The sequence below is a fragment of the Caldicellulosiruptor morganii genome (assembly GCF_026810225.1).
GTDB classification, from domain to species: domain Bacteria; phylum Bacillota; class Thermoanaerobacteria; order Caldicellulosiruptorales; family Caldicellulosiruptoraceae; genus Caldicellulosiruptor; species Caldicellulosiruptor morganii.
In genome coordinates, this window is sequence record NZ_CP113865.1 from 1,978,246 (window position 1) to 1,995,602 (window position 17,357).

At 35.4% G+C, this 17,357-nt stretch carries 15 protein-coding genes, 3 tRNA genes and 2 pseudogenes; 4 read left to right on the forward strand and 16 right to left on the reverse strand.

The genetic code is table 11. The features are described from left to right. Positions 1 to 22: 22 nt before the first annotated feature. The 4 genes from phnE (OTK00_RS09925) to phnD are packed head-to-tail and all read right to left on the reverse strand — an operon-like array spanning position 23 to position 3,718. A complete protein-coding gene (gene phnE, locus OTK00_RS09925; RefSeq protein WP_052670852.1) occupies positions 23 to 895 on the reverse strand; it encodes a phosphonate ABC transporter, permease protein PhnE in 873 nt (290 codons plus the stop codon). After that, complete coding sequence (gene phnE / locus OTK00_RS09930; protein WP_045168958.1) at positions 892 to 1,692, reverse strand: phosphonate ABC transporter, permease protein PhnE; 801 nt, start codon at positions 1,690 to 1,692, stop codon at positions 892 to 894. Before phnE (OTK00_RS09930) ends, phnE (OTK00_RS09925) begins: the two co-directional genes overlap by 4 nt. Further along, positions 1,676 to 2,494: a phosphonate ABC transporter ATP-binding protein gene (gene phnC / locus OTK00_RS09935; protein WP_045168957.1), complete on the reverse strand. Its 819-nt coding sequence runs from the start codon at positions 2,492 to 2,494 to the stop codon at positions 1,676 to 1,678. The genes phnE (OTK00_RS09930) and phnC overlap by 17 nt, the downstream gene beginning before the upstream one ends. A 15-nt stretch (positions 2,495 to 2,509) precedes the next feature. Beyond that, positions 2,510 to 3,718 (reverse strand): phosphonate ABC transporter substrate-binding protein, encoded by a 1,209-nt coding sequence (gene phnD / locus OTK00_RS09940; protein WP_052670849.1) that lies wholly within the window; start codon positions 3,716 to 3,718, stop codon positions 2,510 to 2,512. Positions 3,719 to 4,087: 369 nt separating this feature from the next. On the opposite strand from phnD, the pseudogene OTK00_RS09945 reads away from it, so the two are divergent. Continuing rightward, a pseudogene (locus tag OTK00_RS09945) lies at positions 4,088 to 4,279 on the forward strand (IS21 family transposase); the annotation flags it as partial. Positions 4,280 to 4,287: 8 nt separating this feature from the next. On the opposite strand, the pseudogene OTK00_RS12305 reads toward OTK00_RS09945, so the two are convergent. From OTK00_RS12305 to OTK00_RS09965, 4 genes and pseudogenes are all read right to left on the reverse strand, one after another. Beyond that, positions 4,288 to 5,027, reverse strand: a pseudogene (locus OTK00_RS12305) (transposase); the annotation flags it as partial. Between the two features lie 177 nt (positions 5,028 to 5,204). Further along, positions 5,205 to 6,737, reverse strand: coding sequence for a YifB family Mg chelatase-like AAA ATPase (locus OTK00_RS09955; RefSeq protein WP_045170104.1), 1,533 nt, complete (start codon positions 6,735 to 6,737; stop codon positions 5,205 to 5,207). Positions 6,738 to 6,840: 103 nt separating this feature from the next. Further along, positions 6,841 to 6,916 (reverse strand) — tRNA-Lys (locus tag OTK00_RS09960). A 327-nt stretch (positions 6,917 to 7,243) separates the two neighbouring features. Beyond that, a complete protein-coding gene (locus OTK00_RS09965; protein ID WP_045168956.1) occupies positions 7,244 to 7,837 on the reverse strand; it encodes a TetR/AcrR family transcriptional regulator in 594 nt (197 codons plus the stop codon). 320 nt (positions 7,838 to 8,157) lie between these two features. Between OTK00_RS09965 and OTK00_RS09970 the strand changes: the two genes are divergently transcribed. After that, positions 8,158 to 9,336, forward strand: a complete 1,179-nt coding sequence (locus OTK00_RS09970) for an SDR family NAD(P)-dependent oxidoreductase (protein ID WP_198525724.1) — start codon at positions 8,158 to 8,160, stop codon at positions 9,334 to 9,336. A gap of 489 nt (positions 9,337 to 9,825) precedes the next feature. On the opposite strand, the gene OTK00_RS09975 is transcribed toward OTK00_RS09970, so the two are convergent. The 3 genes from OTK00_RS09975 to truD form a co-directional block, all read right to left on the reverse strand. Beyond that, positions 9,826 to 9,901 (reverse strand) — tRNA-Gln (locus OTK00_RS09975). 18 nt (positions 9,902 to 9,919) lie between these two features. Continuing rightward, a tRNA-His gene (locus OTK00_RS09980) sits at positions 9,920 to 9,996 on the reverse strand. 60 nt (positions 9,997 to 10,056) lie between these two features. After that, entirely contained in the window at positions 10,057 to 11,232 is a 1,176-nt protein-coding gene (gene truD / locus OTK00_RS09985; RefSeq protein ID WP_045168955.1) for a tRNA pseudouridine(13) synthase TruD, read from the reverse strand. A gap of 131 nt (positions 11,233 to 11,363) precedes the next feature. Here truD and OTK00_RS09990 point away from each other — a divergent pair, with 131 nt between their 5' ends. Both OTK00_RS09990 and rpmB read left to right on the forward strand, forming a co-directional pair. Then, a complete protein-coding gene (locus OTK00_RS09990; RefSeq protein ID WP_045168954.1) occupies positions 11,364 to 12,428 on the forward strand; it encodes a bis-aminopropyl spermidine synthase family protein in 1,065 nt (354 codons plus the stop codon). An 87-nt stretch (positions 12,429 to 12,515) separates the two neighbouring features. Then, positions 12,516 to 12,701 carry a 50S ribosomal protein L28 gene (rpmB, locus tag OTK00_RS09995; RefSeq protein WP_045168953.1) on the forward strand — a complete coding sequence of 62 codons (186 nt, stop codon included), beginning with the start codon at positions 12,516 to 12,518 and terminating at the stop codon, positions 12,699 to 12,701. A 131-nt stretch (positions 12,702 to 12,832) separates the two neighbouring features. Here the strand turns inward: rpmB and OTK00_RS10000 are convergent, their stop codons facing one another. The 5 genes from OTK00_RS10000 to OTK00_RS10020 form a co-directional block, all read right to left on the reverse strand. Then, positions 12,833 to 13,006, reverse strand: coding sequence for a hypothetical protein (locus OTK00_RS10000; RefSeq protein WP_157841008.1), 174 nt, complete (start codon positions 13,004 to 13,006; stop codon positions 12,833 to 12,835). 123 nt (positions 13,007 to 13,129) lie between these two features. Beyond that, positions 13,130 to 13,888, reverse strand: a complete 759-nt coding sequence (locus tag OTK00_RS10005; RefSeq protein WP_045168952.1) for an alpha/beta hydrolase — start codon at positions 13,886 to 13,888, stop codon at positions 13,130 to 13,132. A 37-nt stretch (positions 13,889 to 13,925) separates the two neighbouring features. Then, complete coding sequence (locus tag OTK00_RS10010; RefSeq protein ID WP_045168951.1) at positions 13,926 to 14,939, reverse strand: LacI family DNA-binding transcriptional regulator; 1,014 nt, start codon at positions 14,937 to 14,939, stop codon at positions 13,926 to 13,928. A gap of 110 nt (positions 14,940 to 15,049) precedes the next feature. Continuing rightward, positions 15,050 to 15,964: a hypothetical protein gene (locus tag OTK00_RS10015; protein WP_045168950.1), complete on the reverse strand. Its 915-nt coding sequence runs from the start codon at positions 15,962 to 15,964 to the stop codon at positions 15,050 to 15,052. Positions 15,965 to 16,121: 157 nt separating this feature from the next. Then, positions 16,122 to 17,339 carry a zinc-dependent alcohol dehydrogenase gene (locus OTK00_RS10020; protein ID WP_045168949.1) on the reverse strand — a complete coding sequence of 406 codons (1,218 nt, stop codon included), beginning with the start codon at positions 17,337 to 17,339 and terminating at the stop codon, positions 16,122 to 16,124. Positions 17,340 to 17,357 lie beyond the last annotated feature (18 nt).

Here is a 17,357-nt window from a genome sequence, read left to right on the forward strand (position 1 = left end):
AAAGCACCTCTCTCGAGTCATATTAATGAAGTCTCAGCACTTTGCTTTTTATATATACGTTTAATCTCTCTATTAAAAATAGCATCGAAAATATAACAATAACAATAAACAATGCTTTTTTAAATTGATACATCCTCATTGCTCTTGTTAATAACCATCCAATTCCACCTGCACCAACTATCCCCATAACAGAAGAATAACGAAGATCAATATCCAATCTCAGCAAAAACCACCCCAATAAAGAAGGCCAAATAGCAGGTAAAACACCCCTTGAAATCATTTGAAACCAATTTGCTCCAGATGCTTTTAATGCTTCAAGTATTCCTGAATCAATCTCTTCAATCGAATCAGAAAAAACTCTTATTTGCATCCCTGTTCCATGAATTCCTATTGCCAGTATTCCTGGCAAAGGACCTAACCCAAGAGCAGCAACAAAGATGAGAGCCCATACAAGTGCTGGTATCGCCCTCATAATTGCTGCAAAACCTCGAACAATCATGACTAAAAGTGGCATTGGTGATACATTAGCAGCACCCAAAAAACAAAGTAAAAATGCTATTATACTCGCAATAATTGTCCCCAACCATGCTATTTGGAATGTTTCTAATAACCCTTCGAAAACGTCCCGCCATTCAGTCAAATCTGGAGGAATCATTAACTTAAAGATTTTAAACATTTCGAACGTTCCTTCAACTAACCGTTGGTAATCAAATTGTAGATAATCAGTTCCCCACAAAACAGAGACAATAATTAACATAAATACTAATATTGGTAAAAATCCTTTTTTGTGTATATTTGAATCATTAGAGGCTATATTATCTAACTTTTTTCCTAAGTCCTCATTTAATTGTTGCTTTTTGCCGCCATTGAATTCTGGCATAGATTTTTTTTTCACTTAAGAACTCTCCTCCTAATAAAATTGGATACATAATCTAAAAACATAAACAATAATGCCATCAGTATTATCGTCATTGTTACTATTTCAAAGCGATATAACTTTAACCCAAATTGTAAAAGGAAGCCCAAACCTCCTCCACCAACCATTCCAATAATAAATGAACTTCTTACATTTGTATCAAAACCAAAAAATGACCAGCTTATTAAGCCAGGGAAAAATTGTGGCATAACTCCACGGCCAATTATTTGTAACCAACTTGCTCCACATGCCCTTATTGCATTTAATTTTTCCAAATCAATAGATTCAAGTACTTCGGAAAAAGATTTAACTAGAAAACCTGTAGAAGTCAGAAACAACGCTATTGTTCCGGTCATTGATCCAATTCCATATGCCGGAACAAGAATTATTACCCAAACCACATCTGGAACTGTTCTTAAGATAGCCGCAATAGCTCGTGAAATAGTCATGAAAAAAGGAAAAGGAGAGGTAGTAGATGCTGATAATAAAGCAAATATAAAGGAGATTAGAATTGAGAACATTGTCGCCACATAACTTATAATAATGGTTTCCACTGTATACTTAGTAATATTTAAGATAACGGAAAAATTAACTACTAACATTTCTTTGAATAAAAATCTATATACTTCATTCAAATTCGAAATAACATTTATAATATAGAATTTTGTATTAATAGCAGACCATATTGTTAAAGATAGAAAAATAATAAAAATCAACAATCTTTTTAATAATTTCCTTCTCGAATACGTTTTAAAATCATCAGTAAGTAATTTCACTTGTAAACACCTTCATATCCATTTGTGTTGTATTACTAATACTAATTTTGCTCTTTTCTTCATTTTCATAAATGTTGTTAATTATATCTTCAGAAAGGAAATACTGAACATTATCAAATATTTTTATTCCTTTTTTAATACCTATAATGCGATCTGCGTATTTTTTAGCAAATTCTACTTGATGTAGATTTACAACAAACGCAATATTGTCTTTTTTACAAATATCAAACATATATTCCATGATGTTATCAGCTGTGACTGGATCTAAACTCGCAACCGGCTCATCAGCGAGTATTAATTTTGGAGTCTGAGCGAGGGCACGGGCAATTGCCACTCGCTGTTGCTGCCCTCCACTCAACTCCTCAACCTTTTTTAAGGCTTTGTCAGAAAGTCCAACTCGCTCAAGAAGCTCAAACGCAAACTCCTTATCTTTTTTTGAAAAAAGACCACAGCAACTTCGTAATGTTCCCACATATCCTAATCGACCATTCAAAACATTGTCAATAACAGTTGTTCTTGGTATTAAATTGAAATTTTGAAATATCATTCCTATCTCTCTTCTAATATTTCTCAACTCTTTTTTAGATGCTTTTAAAATATTATAACCGTTGAAGTAAACTTCTCCTTCAGTCGGCTTTACTAGTAAATTTATACATCTCAGTAATGTACTTTTACCAGCTCCACTGGGCCCAATAATTGCCACAAATTCACCTTTTTTCACTGACAAATCAATTCCTTTTAATGCTTCTGTCCCATCTTTATAAACTTTTTTTAGTCTACGCACCTCAAGGAGAAAATCCATACCTTTTCGCTCCCTTTATTTCTTTTTTAATATACTTTCTGGAGTAATGTTTAATGTTTTTATAACATTTCGTATAACATTATATGAACTATCATCCATTGGATAGTAGCCGCTTACTCCTAACTCATCAAAAAACTTCTTATCTTTAAATGTAATGAAAAACTCTTTTATTTTGTCTTTCAAATCACGAGGTAAGTCTTTACGGTAGCAAACAGGATCTTTTGGAATTGGATCAGATTTTTTAATAATCCTTATATCTGCTTCTTTTATCATTCCCGCTTTTATCATTTTCTCTAAAGTGTCACTTGCAACCCCTGCAGCATCTGCATCGCCTCTGGCAATTGCAAGAATTGATGCATCATGACCTCCTGAAAATGCCACATTAGAAAATATCTTATCCACTTGATCAGAAGATGATAACCCAAAATGTTTAGCTAACATATATCTAGGAAACAAATTTCCAGATGTTGATGCAGGGTCCACAAATAAAAACCTCTTGCCCTTCAAATCGTCTAAACTTTTTATATCAGACTTTGAATTCACTATTATTAAACTATAGTAATAAGCTTTTTGAGGACTTTTAGCAGGAGTTGCAAAAGCTTCTGCCCCACTTCTATCATGAGCAATTACATATGAAAAGGGGCCAAATTCTGCCACATCAATTTTCTTAGTTCTCATTGCTTCAATCACTGCCGTATAGTCTGTTGCCATATACATTTCTACTTTTATCCCTAAATAGCTACTCAAAGCATCTACTAATGGTTTATATGTTTTTGCAATTTTTTCCTGACTTTCATATGGAATTACTCCATATCTTATAATGTTCGGCCAATCTTTCAACTGGAACGAAAATTCTATTAGTTTATTTGTTATGTTTTTCTTGTTTTGTAGGGCACCGGCTGGGATAACTACTTTGTAAGTAATCTTCTTTTGTAATTTATCATTGATAGTAATAAGTAATTTCGTACCTGACAGAGTTTTTGTTATTTTCAGCTTTTTATTATTCATAAAAACAGAGATATTATTGAAATCTTTGCCTTTTGTAAGTTGGTCACTGAATTCAATCAGTATTTTGTTTTGATTAGATGTTAGAGGAACTGTTTTTGACCTTATCTGAAAAGCCTCCGAAGCTAAGACGGATAAATTTACAACAGCTAGCATTATACTCATCAAGATTCCTATTGTTGTCACAAATTTTAGCATACTCAAACCGGTTTTTCTCATCTCAAATCAACCTCCCCGAAATAGTTTTTTAAATTTCATTTTCATTCTAACTTGTCGACGTCAAAATCAAATTAAATAAATGTTAAATTTATGTTAAATTTTTAAATTTAAGATTTTGACTATTTGTTTCTTCCACCTTACAAAATAAAGAATATATCGAGGTTGTTGTGTTAATGATAAAATAAAGTCATTAGAAATGACATCAAAAATTCCCCACGTGTTATTTAAAATGAAGCCTTCTGTAGTGTAAAATCAAAAGTATGTAAAAACTAAAGAAGCAGAAGATATCAGGAAATGTTGGGGGGTGCTATTCATATTACAATATATGCACTTTTTAAACAAGGACATAACAAAAACTAAATAGCAAGAATGTTAAACGTGAATAGAAAAACTATTAGAAAAGTAATACAAGAGATTGAAGAAAAAGGAGAAGTTGAAAAGAAATAAAAAAATTTATTATTAGATAACTACAAAGAATTCATTGAAGCAAAGGTTAACGAAAACATTTTAGCAAAGAGGATACATCAAGACTTACAGGCGGAATTTGATTTTGAAGGAAGCGAGATTTGTCAAGAATTTTGTGTATCCAATTTATAACGCAAATTGAAAAGCTGTAAGATTTCGTAAGTATGGTGTTTAATAAGAGGTACCCATTTTTCCATTTACCTCGCTTAAAGTTATATCTTTGAAAGCAAATTTCTCAAGAATTTTTGTTGATTGAAAATATCCGCCCGATTTTACTCTTTTTTCAATTATGCTATTTATGCCATCAAACCGCACAAGTAGCGTAAATATGCTTTCTAATTTCCTCAGGATATCTTATATGAGCAAAGTAATATTCAGCTTTACCTAAAAGTCCTTTTAAAAAGTAAGAATATTTTAGGTGTGTATTCATTGCAAAGTTTGTTAAAAGCAGAAACAGCCTCAATCAATATCAAAATAGAATAATCTTCTTCTCTCTAATTCTTTATTGAATTTTGAACTATCTTCTTTTGCCATATGCCGTTTTGTGTTACACTGCAGGTGTGCAAAAGCAAACTCAGGGTCGGCACAAGGATAAGCAATTTTGACAGCAACTATGATATCAGAGAAGTCGTCACTTACAATTTATTTTTGACTTTTTTCAGCCCCTTGAGATTAAATCTTCAAAAATTTTCACTTCTTTCAGCTTTGTTTTCTTTGCCTGAGAAGGTGTAAATGCCAAAGATATCTTTTTGCTTATCAAAAATCGATGGAAAGAAACAACATAGCAGGTAACCTGTTTGACTTTTAAGCTCACCCTGACTTCACAGTGATAGCCATCAATTGAAATTAAAATCAAAGGCTTCTCGTAATACAATTGCATCTCTGGTCTAAAATTCTATATTCTACAAGTATCTATTTTCACCTTTAAATTATTTTTCATAATTTTTATGTGAATTTTACTTAAAAAATTTTTTCTATACCACAATTCAAATTATTTTTTGATTACTTTAAATTTACATTATTATATAATAAGCCTTCTTTCTAAAAGCCTGTATGAGATAGCCTCGTGAAGATGATCTGCTTTGATCTGGTCACTTTCTTCCAAATCGGCAATTGTTCGTGCCACCTTTAATATTTTAGAATAACCTCGCAAAGACAGATTCAAGCTGTTATAAGCCCTCTCAAGCAGGGCTTTTTCTTTCTGTGAAAGTTTACAGAATCTGTTTATAAGACTTCCTTTCATCTGTGAATTATAGTAAATCCCCAGCCCTTTAAACCTTTCAAGCTGAATCTGCCGTGCTCTTTCTATTGCCTCTCTCATACTTTTTGAGTCCCTGCAAGAAGAAGAATCTAAATTCTCAAGCTTTACAGCCTTTACCTCAACCTGGACGTCAATCCTGTCCAAAATAGGTCCTGAAATTCTTCCAAGATACTGTCTTATCTGTGCTGGGGTACATGTGCACTGACGATCCTCAGAAAGATAATAACCACATTTGCATGGATTCATACTACATACAAGCATAAATTTGGCAGGATATTCAATAGATGCATTTACCCTTGAGATTGTTATGTAACCATCTTCAAGTGGCTGTCGCAGAACTTCAATTGTTTTTTTATCAAACTCAGGAAACTCGTCCAAAAACAACACCCCATTGTGTGCAAGTGAAACCTCACCCGGCTTTGGAATTTTACCTCCACCAATTATGGCAATTGAAGAAGCTGTGTGATGCGGACTTCTAAAAGGCCTTTTCTGTATTAAAGCTTCACCTTCTTTTAAAAGCCCCGCGCAGCTGTAAATCTTTGTAACCTCCAAACTTTCCTCAAACGTCATTGGTGGTAAAACTGTTGGTATTCTCTGTGCAATCATTGTCTTTCCGGCACCCGGTGGACCAATTAAAAGTAAATTGTGCATACCAGCAACAGCCACTTCAACAGCTCTTTTTACATACTCCTGCCCTTTTACCTCACTAAAATCAATGTCGTATATGTAATTACTTGAATTAAGATTATCCAAATCAATTCTATATGGCACAATCTCTTTAATTCCCTCCAATACTTCAATGGCCTCTTTCAATGTGCTGACAGGATAAACATCTATTCCTTTTACAACCGCGCACTCAGCCCTGTTTTCATACGGCACAATTATCTTTTTTACATTATTTTCAAGTGCGGCAATTGTCATCAAAAGCGCCCCATTTACCCTCTTGATACTGCCATCTAAAGAAAGCTCACCAATAATTGCAATTTCGTCAGGATTCAGCTTTGGAATAATCTGTTCAGATGATTTTAGAATTGAAATGGCAATTGGAAGGTCAAATGATGAACCTTCTTTTTTGGTGCTGGCAGGAGCAAGATTAACAATTATCCTCCTGTTGGGAAACTCAAAACCACTGTTTTTTATGGCAACCTTTATTCTCTCTTTGGACTCTTTTATAGTAACATCGGGTAATCCCACAATATCAAAATTGGGAAGTCCGTTTGTCATATCAGTCTCAACAGTAACAACAAAACCTTTTATCCCCATATATGAAGATGTCAAAACCTTTGCAAGCACCTTTTTCTTTCCCTTTCGCTTTTTAATAAAATTTATCATACATAATCCTTCTTTTCAATATATAACAAAAAAAGCCCTTTTAAAAGGGCTTTTATGTTTTAACTGGTGAGCCATCCGCGACTCGAACGCGGGACACCCAGCTTAAAAGGCTGGTGCTCTGCCTACTGAGCTAATGGCCCATATTTAAGATGCATTGTTATTATAGCTGATGTCGACCATCTCTACAATACCAAACTTTTGTTCGAAATATTTGGACAATTAGCTTAGATGATTATATTGTAAATACCTATGAGACGCACCCTTTAAGATTTCATTCTCCATATATTCCTTGAAATCAAATCTTTCCTGTAGTGATTCAAAGCATTTTTATTTTATCAAAGATTCCCAAGTTGCACAATAAAAGAGGATGTCTTTTGCAAGCACATTCTCTTTTTATTATATTTATTCCTGTTAGTATCAAATTTTACTTTTGTCTTCTGTAGAATAATCCCCAAATGCACACCATGTCAAGTTTTGGGATCAAAAAAGCTGTGTGACATATTTTTAAATATTGAAGTAATAATTGAAGCCAATTCATAAGGGGTTTCTTTCATACCTGAACTCAGCCATTCATTAATAATGCTTGTATGTCCCCCTATAACAAATGCAATAGCATATTTTTCAGGTATTTTAAGCTTATCCATCAAATTTTTGCTCAGCATGACACTTTTGATGGTTTCATGGAGCTTGCGATAAAATGCAGGGTCCCCATTTTTACCTATAATCAAAGAGAAGAAATACCGATTCTTCTGGATATATTCCAAAGCCTGTAAAATGACAGCAAACATCTTATCGTCCGCAGAACCTTCTGTTATTTGTACTTCAATAGGCAAATCCATCGCTAAACTTTTTAATCCATCCAGAATTTCATTTTCAAGCTGCTCTAACAAGTCAAATTTATCTTTATAGTGAAGATAGAATGTATTGCGACTTATAGATGCCTTCTTAGTAAGATTTTTTACAGTGATTTTGGAAAATCCAATGGTATCCATCAACTCTAAAAAAGCATCTTTGATCATTTGACGGGTACGAACTACTCTTAAATCGTTTTGCTTTTGCATTTCTTACATCCTTCCTTATCACAGTATATTTCGCACAGTATGACATATAAACAGATGATGAACTATTGCCAACTCTATAGTTCAGGTTATTCCCTAACAAATCAGTATAATGGGCACTTTTAATAAAATTGACCATTGAGAGATATATTACACGTGTATTATAATTAACTTGAGTTTAAAAGTCAATGTTTTGCAAGGTTACTTATACAGAAATAAATATTAATAAACGAAAGGGTGATATTAAAATGAGCCAATCATTATTTTCTATTCCTGAGCCCGAGCCTTTGCAGAACTTGCTGTCATTGCAGGGTAAATGTGCCGTGGTCACCGGGGGCACAAGAGGGATTGGCAAGGCAATCGTAAGACGCTTTGTGGAAGCAGGGGCCACAGTGGTATTTACCGGCAGAAATCCTGATGCACTGAAGCGTGCCGAAGAAAAGTTTACAGCCGCAGGCGGGAAAGTACTGGGTGTTCAGGCAGATTCAGGCCGTATTGAGGATGCCAAAAGAGTAATCAATCTTACAGTGGAAAAGTTTGGACATATTGATATTCTGGTAAATAATACTGCAGTATTCCCGGCAAGCACAGCAATGGATATGACCGAAGAAATTTGGGATGAAACGTTTGACGTCGATACCAAAGGTGCATTTTTCTTTGCCAAGTTCGCTGCAGAAGCAATGATAGCTTCCGGTCGCGGTGGTCGTATCATTAACATATTATCCACAGCTGCATTTCAAATTGCTTCGCCTTTGATTGCCTATGGTGCAGCAAAAGCCAGTTTATGGTATATTACTCAGGCGATGGCACAAGAACTTGCCAAATATCATATCTTGGTAAATGCAGTAACACCCGGAGCAACTCTGACAGCCGAGCGCATAGCTGCGCTAATTAATGGAAATCTGGTTGAATCTACTCTGGGCTCCAATGTTTCTGAAACAATGAAGAAGATGGAAAGCACTCTGAAGAACAAAGGTATTGCCAGAATGCTATCTAAACTAACACCTCTTGGTCGTCCCGGTTATCCAGATGATATTGCCAAGGCGGTACTGTTTCTTGCTTCTGATATGGCTTCCTATATCACCGGTGTCAATATCATTGTTGATGGTGGTCAAACTTTGAAAAACGAAAGATTTGATGTAGATGATGACGATGAAAGTACCACAAACACAATAACACATGAGCAAAGTACAGGGGGTTCGGACAAATTGTTAGAAGGTACCTACAAAGCCATAATAAAAACTCCAATGGGCGCTCAAGAAGTAATCTTTACTTTCCATGTTGAAGACAACATACTTACCGGGACTGTTTCCGCTCTTGGAAACTCGTTTGAAATTGAAAATGGAAAAGTGACAGCCGACGGATTTTCTTTCCAGTACACAATAAAAGCACCGATAGGAAAGGTAAAGGTCCATGTTAATGGCAAATTAGACGGTGACAAAATTCTATGCAATCTGAAAACATTCATGGGCAGTATACCTTTTGAGGGAACAAGGGTATAAATTTTTTCTCAAGAAATTACCATCACTTCAAATGAAATTTTTGCCTGAGACATACCAGTTTGAGAAAAAAAGTCTACTGCCTCCAAAATAAACCATTCTTGGAGGCATTTTTGTTGCTTTATAATAAGTATCGAAGTGAAAAAATGAAGCAATTATCCCAAATATCTGCTATATTAGAAACTTTTAATGACTAAAAACACTAAAAAACGTCAATTCGCTTCTACCTTCAGCACGTTTGTAAAACAAGAATTGCTGCGGGGCATCTTGCCATCTTGTCTTAAAGGTCTTTTTGGACATAATAAAACCACCTCACGCAAAATTTTAATTGCGTTTGGTGGTGGCAGCTTGTGATTAAAAATCCTGCAGCCTTCTTAAAATCCTGCACCCTGTTTTGCTTAAAAATTGGCTGCTGGACTTGATGTTTTTGTCTGCCATTTACATTTTTTAGCATCTCCCTGTAACCCTTGAAAATACCCCATAAAACAAAAATGGCTGGGGTGGGTGGATTCGAACCACCGGAATGCAGGAGTCAAAGTCCTGTGCCTTACCGCTTGGCGACACCCCAAATTATTTGTATTAAATATGGGGTGGATAATGGGACTCGAACCCATGACCTCCAGGGCCACAACCTGGCGCTCTAACCAGCTGAGCTATATCCACCACCTCTTTTGAACAGGCAGATTATATTATAAAGACATTAAGCCTGTCAGTCAATAGCGATTATATGTTTGTTATGTATAATGTCAGGCTTTTAAAAAACATTGTTGCAAATGAACCGGCAGGAAGATGGAATTTCAATTTTAGTTTAAAATATCCACTGTAAAAGTCATCCTCTTCAAAGTCTGAAAACTCAAGGTTTTCCGGAAAGACTATTGCGGGTCTTAAAAAGGACTTATAAAAAGATTTTTTTATCTTTTTCAGTTCAAAGTCAGAGGGCTTGAGACCTCTTTCATTCAATATCTCCAGGATGGTGTTGTTTACAAGACTATTTACAAAAGGTATCCTTGAAGATACAGTCGGAATCTGAAGTCCTTTTAATTCACTCAAAGCCCTGTCTGAAAGGGTTGTGTAGATAAGATAGTCCATAATCTTTCCCTTAACAGGTTTTAGCAAATCCGCATAATACGGTAAAATCAGACTCAGGGTTTTGTTCCAGATATAGCTCTGGTAGGCTGAGAAAAACATCGACATCTCTTCTTTTGGAATAAGATTTACAGCCTCGATTAAATAATGCCTGCTCTTGCCCTTCATTAAAGTCTTTATTATTTCTTTCTCAACCTTTGTTTTGCAAAGAGGAAGTATTTTTTCAAACTCTCCCCAGAGTTCAAATATAGCTTTTTTTCTTTCCTTCTCTTCTTTCTTATCTTCGGGGTGAATTACTGTGAAATAGAGTTTCAGAGCCCCATTGTAGTGCTTTTTTGCTATCTTTTCACCAATAAATTCTTCTTCCCTCTCAACACTCCCAAACCGCTGGTCATCAAAATAATTTGGAAAGCCAAACTTCTCTATTTCGCCAATTCTGTTGAAAATTCTCTCATCCCTGCTCTTTATTTTCCTTATTACCATTTCAAAATAATTGCCTTTCAGAAGCAGAGGGGAAACAAAGTCATCTGAATATCCAACAAATTCAACTTTTACATTCTCTCTATTAAAATTTATGTCATATTCCCTTGGTACCGAAATATACTGAAAAGTAAGAGCATGTCTGTCTTTTCTTCCTGCACAGCCTATTTTCTCAAATGGTATTTTGTTTTCCTTTGATATAAACCTTAAAGCGTCAATTGTATTCCAGTGTTTCTTTTTCAAAAGATAAATTTTGTACCTTCCGCTTGGCTTTATCTCAATGTCAATTTTTTCTCTGACTATAAAATCCTCCGGCAAAACCTTAATCTTCAAAGCTTTTTCACCCTTTTAAATTACAATTTGTAGTGTTGTTATTGACACCTTTTTTTATTATGATATCATTATATATTGTTGTCAACAAACTATTAAAAAACTGCACCAAATCTTTCAAGGAGGTGGTAGAAGTGGATAGCTTAAAGAGCGCAGTTGAATTTGTAAAGTCCAGAACAAAAGTCAATGTAAACGAAAGAGATATTGAAAAGGTAATAGCAGCATTGAACTCGACAAATCACTTCTGGGAAGTAATATTTCTTTCACAAAAGCCATTTGCCGTTGTGAGGGAAACAATTAACTATCTTATTTCAATAGATTTTGTAAAATCAGATGAAAACGGCAATCTGCAGCTTACACAAAAAGGAAAAGAATTTGTAAAGCAGAATAACATTCCTGCTGTAAAAAACTATACATGCCAGTACTGTGAAGGCCGTGGGATTGTATTTACCGAAATAAAAGATGCTTATGAAAAGTTCAAACAGATAGTAAAAACAAGACCTGAGGCAATAGTGGAATATGACCAGGGGTACGTTACTGAAGAAACAGCCTTTTCAAGAATTGCTATGATGATTAAAAAAGGTGACCTTGTCAAAAAGAGACTTATTGTTTTTGGCGATGACGATTTGGTATCAATTGCAGCAGCTTTGACAGAACTTCCAGCAGAAGTAGTAGTATTGGAAATTGACAAAAGGCTTGTGGATTTCATAAACCAGGCTGCAAAAGAATACAACCTGAATCTAAAGGCAATTGAATATGATTTTAGAAATAAGCTCCCCGATGAGTTTGTAAAGAGCTTTGATACATTTACAATTGACCCGCCAGAAACAATTGAAGCCCTGGATGTGTGTTTTACAAGAACAATGTCAAGCTTAAAAGGTGCAGGCGGTGCAGGATATTTTGGACTTACAAACATAGAAGCATCACTTTCAAAATGGCACGAATTCCAGAAACTTCTTTTAAATAAATTCAACGCAGTTATCACAGATATCATTGAAAACTTCAATCATTATGTCAATTGGAATTATTTGCTTCCTTCTTTGGAAAGCAATCTTGATTTTGTAAATGTTCAGCCAAGACTCAACTGGTATACCTCCAGTATGTACAGAATAGAACTTGTAAAAGACATAGAAATTCCAAACGAATATATTAATTGTGAGCTCTATATAGACAATGAAGCAATTTTGTATAAAGAATAAAGTAACTTGCCTTTTTTCTTTTTTTTATGTTAAAATAGGTTGTGTCTTTGTACTTGCTTTTATCACTTTTTAAGGAGGGAAACAAAAATGGCTATGTGCGAAATCTGCAACAAGAAAGTATCATTTGGAAACAAAGTTAGCCACTCAAATAAAAAGTCAAGAAGAACATGGAAACCGAATGTAAAAAAGATTAGGGTAATTATAAATGGAACAAGAAAGAGAATTTATGTATGCACAAGCTGCATTAAAGCGGGTAAGGTTGTCCGCGTATAAAATAAAAAAGTTCAAGATAAAGTGTTTATCTTGAACTTTTTCTTTTTTCATTCTTCATTGATTTTAAATAGTTTCTTAATTAACCTGCTTAAAAACCTCGGCATCCTGAATACCATTATTTTCATTTTATTTCATCTCCCATCTTTAAAAAAGATATAGATTCCACAGCCAATTAAACCAAGTGCGACTACAAATGCCAGAAGCCATGGTGGTATTATGATTGAAATCAAAATACCGGTGCCAAGTAACAGAAGAACAAGACCTATTTGTTTTTTGTTTTTATTCTGTAACAAATGCTTGCTCATAACCTAATATATTCTCTTTAGAAGTAGTTTTATTCTATTATATTCGTTTAAAAAACTCAGTGTGAAAAAAGGCCGGGGAAATGCTTTTTTAAAATACCAGAAAACTACATCCCCAGCCTTTTTTTATTCCTTTAAAAACTCAACCGTTTTGTCCAGCACAATTCTTTCCCACTCATATTTGTTAAAGGTGTGGTCTGCACCTTCTATCTCAACAAGTATTGCCTTGTTACCCAAAATCTCTTTGTACTTTCGCCCAACTTCAATCGGAACTGCTGTATCGTTTGTACCATGCAAAATTAATACTTTATTTGGATACTTCTTTATTGACTCAAAAAAGTCGTACTTTTGCAAATCATAATAAAAATCCTCGGATAAAAGAAGCCCTCCTAAATCAATATATCCTTTTTCCTTTATTTGAGGGTTATTTTCTACCACATTTTTTGCAATATCTCTCATATTCCCGGCAGGAGCCCAAAGCACAACCTTATTAAGCTTTTCTCTAAATTCACCGGCAATATACGAAGCAATTGCTCCCCCAAGAGATAAACCCACAATCGAAATCTTTTGCCTGTCAACAAAGTCAAGTGAAAACAGATACTCAAGTATGCATCTTGCATCGTCAATCTCACGGGTTACCGTCATATCATAAAATTCCCCGTCTGATTCACCGGAGCCTGCAAAGTCAAACCTGACACTTGCAATACCCTGGCTCTCAAGTAATCGAGATAGTTTTACAAATATAAAATGCGGCTCCATTTTATTCCCTGTAAAACCATGGAAAATAGCAACTGCAGGCACTTTTGAATCATATTCATCCGGTACATGCAGATATCCTCGCAGAATCTGACCAATTTTATTCTTTATTTCGACATGCTTTTGCATAGGAAAACCCCTCCTGTATTTGTTTATGCATAACATTTCAAATAGCCCTGCATGTCTCCCCTTCTATAATTGAGTGCTGTACTATAAGTCTTTTATAAGTTTTATATGGCTCTTCCAACTCTTTCATAAGCATCTCAGCCGCATAATAACCAAGATAATACACATTGGTGTCAACTGTGGTAAGCCTTGGTGAAGAAAGCTTGGAAAAGATTGACTCATTAAACCCTATTATGGACACATCATAGCCCACTTTCAGTTCAAGCTCTTTGCAGACTTTTATTGCTGCGTATGCAACAACCTCGTCAATGCAAACAACGGCGGTTGGTCTGTTTTTTAAAGTCAACAGCTGCTTTGCCTTCTCATATGAACTTTGCTCATCAAACTGTGTAAACAGAATATACTGGTTTTCAACTGGAATCTTATATTTGCTCAAAGCCATTTTGTAGCCAGACAGTCTATCCTGTGTCAAGACAAGATTTTCCATACCGCCCAGAAAGCCTATTTGAGTGTGCCCGAGCTTGATTAAATACTCTGTTGCGTCAAACCCGGCTTTTTTGTTGTCATTGTCAACCCAGTTAACATACTCTTTGTCTTTATCAGGTGAACCTATCAAAACGAAAGGAAACTTGATAGAGCGAAGATATTTGATAGCATAGTCATTTATACGGGAGGTAAGAAGAACAAACCCATCCACCTTTTTGCTCTTTATAAGCCTTTCCAAGCTTTCTTTTTCCTTTTCGGGCGGCACAATGGTCAGTACAATCTCATATTCTGTATTGTTAATATAGCTGCAAATTCCCGATACAACCTGGTCAAAAAAGGTGCTGGTAAGTGTCTGTTCAAGTCTTCGCGGCATAAAAATCCCAATAGAATATGCCTTTTTCATAACAAGGCTTTTGGCACTTGCATTGGGAATGTATCCAAGCCGCTTGATGGCATCCATCACTCTCTTTGTTGTCTCAGGTGAAATCTTTGCCTTGCCTGAAAGTACCCTTGAAACTGTTGAAGGTGATACCCCTGCTTCTTTGGCTATATCCTTTATGGTTACCATTTCACATTCATCCTATTCCTTCTTACTTTGTTTTTGAGCTTATTATCAATAATACTAAATTTTTTAAAATTATTCAAACATAATAACAACCTGAGCCAGTCATACTGAACCTATTTTGTCGAAGTCTCAATTATTGGAATGGAAATCTCAATTACAAAGTGGTTGTCCCCTGACAAATAATTGACAGCATATGTACCCTCAGGATAGTAAAGTGAAAGATTCTGCTTTAAACTGTTCAGCACATTCTCAATCTCATTTAAGTTCTCAATGGTATTGTTGTAATAGAGACGTAAACTTAAATGTCCGGATAAGTTCATTGCCGAAATCTGAAGAATATTCTTAATAGGAACCTGTCTTTCTGCACAATCGCCAAAAAGCTTTGCAAGTGATGTCAAAATGCCTCTGAGAATAAGAGATTGTTTTAAATCTTCATCTTGAACATTTACTATTATTTCAAAGCCGCTGCCTTCCGGGTATGCATATCCTGCCAAAAACATTTGAAAACACATAATCTCATACCACAGAGGAACAAATATGCGTCCAGAATATATACTTGCCTCAACAATGTTCAAAAGTGACTTTGCAAAACCTTCAATCTCTTTTTCATTTTTGCTCTTGGCTATATCATAGATAAGTTTTACATTCCGGATTATCATCTCTTTGTACTGGTCAAAAATTTCACCTTCTCTTTGTTTTTCGCTTTTTAAAAGTTCCAATCGATTTTTTACAGCTTTCAGACAGTTCTCAAACTCCACCTCATTTTCTGCGCAAGTTTCAAAACCTTCATCAATTTCTCTCAATATCTCCTGCATCTTTTCAATACGGCTACATACCTGCCTCATGTAGGGCATGATTCCAAAAATATAACCCGCTACTGTTATCAAAGCCAAGCTCAAACAAATCAAAACCCAGGCTACAAAATCGTATGTACCAGTCTGAAACTGTATATACATAACAAGCACACAAAATAATAAAAATTCTGTAAATAATACTATACCAAGTATCCTACCAAATTTCTCTTTCATTTATTTCACCAACACCCTGTTTACTTTTGTTTTTATTGCATATTTTGTAAATATATACAACCTCTTTACTCGGCAATGCAAAGTCTTCTTTTCAACGTTAATTCAATTTTAATATTTCTGCAATGATGTTATCAATACCTTATTTTCTGTACAAAAATCACAAAAATTTAAACACAACTTTTATGCTCTTTTCTATCCCCTTTGAAGAAGCAACCTCTATCGCCTTTTGATAATCTTCTATTCTAAAATAGTGAGTAATTAGCTTCTCATATGGAATGCCAGATTGCTGAATAAGATTTAATGCAAGCTGATATGTTGAGATTCTGTACTCGTTCAAGTATTCTGTGCTGTAGCAATAAGCCCCTCTGATGTTCAGCTCTTTGAACCAAACAGGTGTCAGGTCCAAATCCTTTACAACCGATGCAAGCCCCACCATAATATAGCTTCCACGCTGTTTGGTAAGCCACATACCATCTCTAATTGTCCTGCTTGAACCAACACAGTCAAAGACCTTATCAAACCCACCGAGCAGGACTTTTTCTCCAATCATTGGTTTGAACACTTTAGCCCCGCTCACTTTTGCAAGTTTGTCCAGATAATCATCAGATGGATTTACAACTCTATTTGCACCAAACTCAACTGCTAAATCTGCCTGAAATTTGTATTTTGCAACAACTGTAATGTCTGCCATGCAGCCAAGCTTCCTCAGGCTCCAGACTACCAGAAGCCCTATTATCCCCGCCCCGTATACCAGGACCTTATCAGAATCCTTCGGAAAGTTTCTCATAACAGGGTGAAGTGCTGATGCCAAAGGGTCTACCAAAATAGCTTCTTCATCTTTGACAGAATCAGGCACCTTTATGACCTGTGATTTGTGAGCAACAAAATACTCACCCCACGAACCGCCTGTTGAACTGCAGGCACCCATGATAGTACCGGGTTTGAGCTTCCCTTCGGTGATATTTAAACAGGTTGAAAATTCTTCTTCTTTGCACGAATCACATCTTGGAAGCTCTCTCGCATCACAGTCTAAAACCGGGTCCACAATCACCCTGTCACCTATTTCAAACTCTGTTACATTCCTGCCCTTCTCAACTATTACACCAAGGTTTTCATGCCCAATTACAAACGGAAACGAAGCAAACGGTGAGGTTGAGGGTGAGTCATGCAAAAAGATAAGGTTTAAGTCAGAGCCACAAATCCCTGCATATGTTGTCTTTACCTTTACATAGTTTTCAGATGGAAGCTCGGGTTCGGGTATATTTGTAAGCCTTACACATGATAGCTTATTATAGAAAAATCTCTTTGAAATCCTGCCCAGGATCAAAGTCCTTACGTATTTTCCCACACTTGCATCAAAGACAACTGCTTTCATATTACCTTTCTCTCCTTT

Coding starts and splice junctions, on each gene's coding strand:
- phnC (WP_045168957.1), bottom strand. CDS start 2,494: ATGGATTTTCTCCTTGAGGTGCGTAGACTAAAAAAAGTTTATAAAGAT.
- OTK00_RS09965 (WP_045168956.1), bottom strand. CDS start 7,837: ATGCAAAAGCAAAACGATTTAAGAGTAGTTCGTACCCGTCAAATGATC.
- rpmB (WP_045168953.1), top strand. CDS start 12,516: ATGGCTATGTGCGAAATCTGCAACAAGAAAGTATCATTTGGAAACAAA.
- OTK00_RS10010 (WP_045168951.1), bottom strand. CDS start 14,939: ATGGTAACCATAAAGGATATAGCCAAAGAAGCAGGGGTATCACCTTCA.
- phnD (WP_052670849.1), bottom strand. CDS start 3,718: ATGAGAAAAACCGGTTTGAGTATGCTAAAATTTGTGACAACAATAGGA.
- OTK00_RS10000 (WP_157841008.1), bottom strand. CDS start 13,006: ATGAGCAAGCATTTGTTACAGAATAAAAACAAAAAACAAATAGGTCTT.
- OTK00_RS10005 (WP_045168952.1), bottom strand. CDS start 13,888: ATGCAAAAGCATGTCGAAATAAAGAATAAAATTGGTCAGATTCTGCGA.
- OTK00_RS10020 (WP_045168949.1), bottom strand. CDS start 17,339: ATGAAAGCAGTTGTCTTTGATGCAAGTGTGGGAAAATACGTAAGGACT.
- OTK00_RS10015 (WP_045168950.1), bottom strand. CDS start 15,964: ATGAAAGAGAAATTTGGTAGGATACTTGGTATAGTATTATTTACAGAA.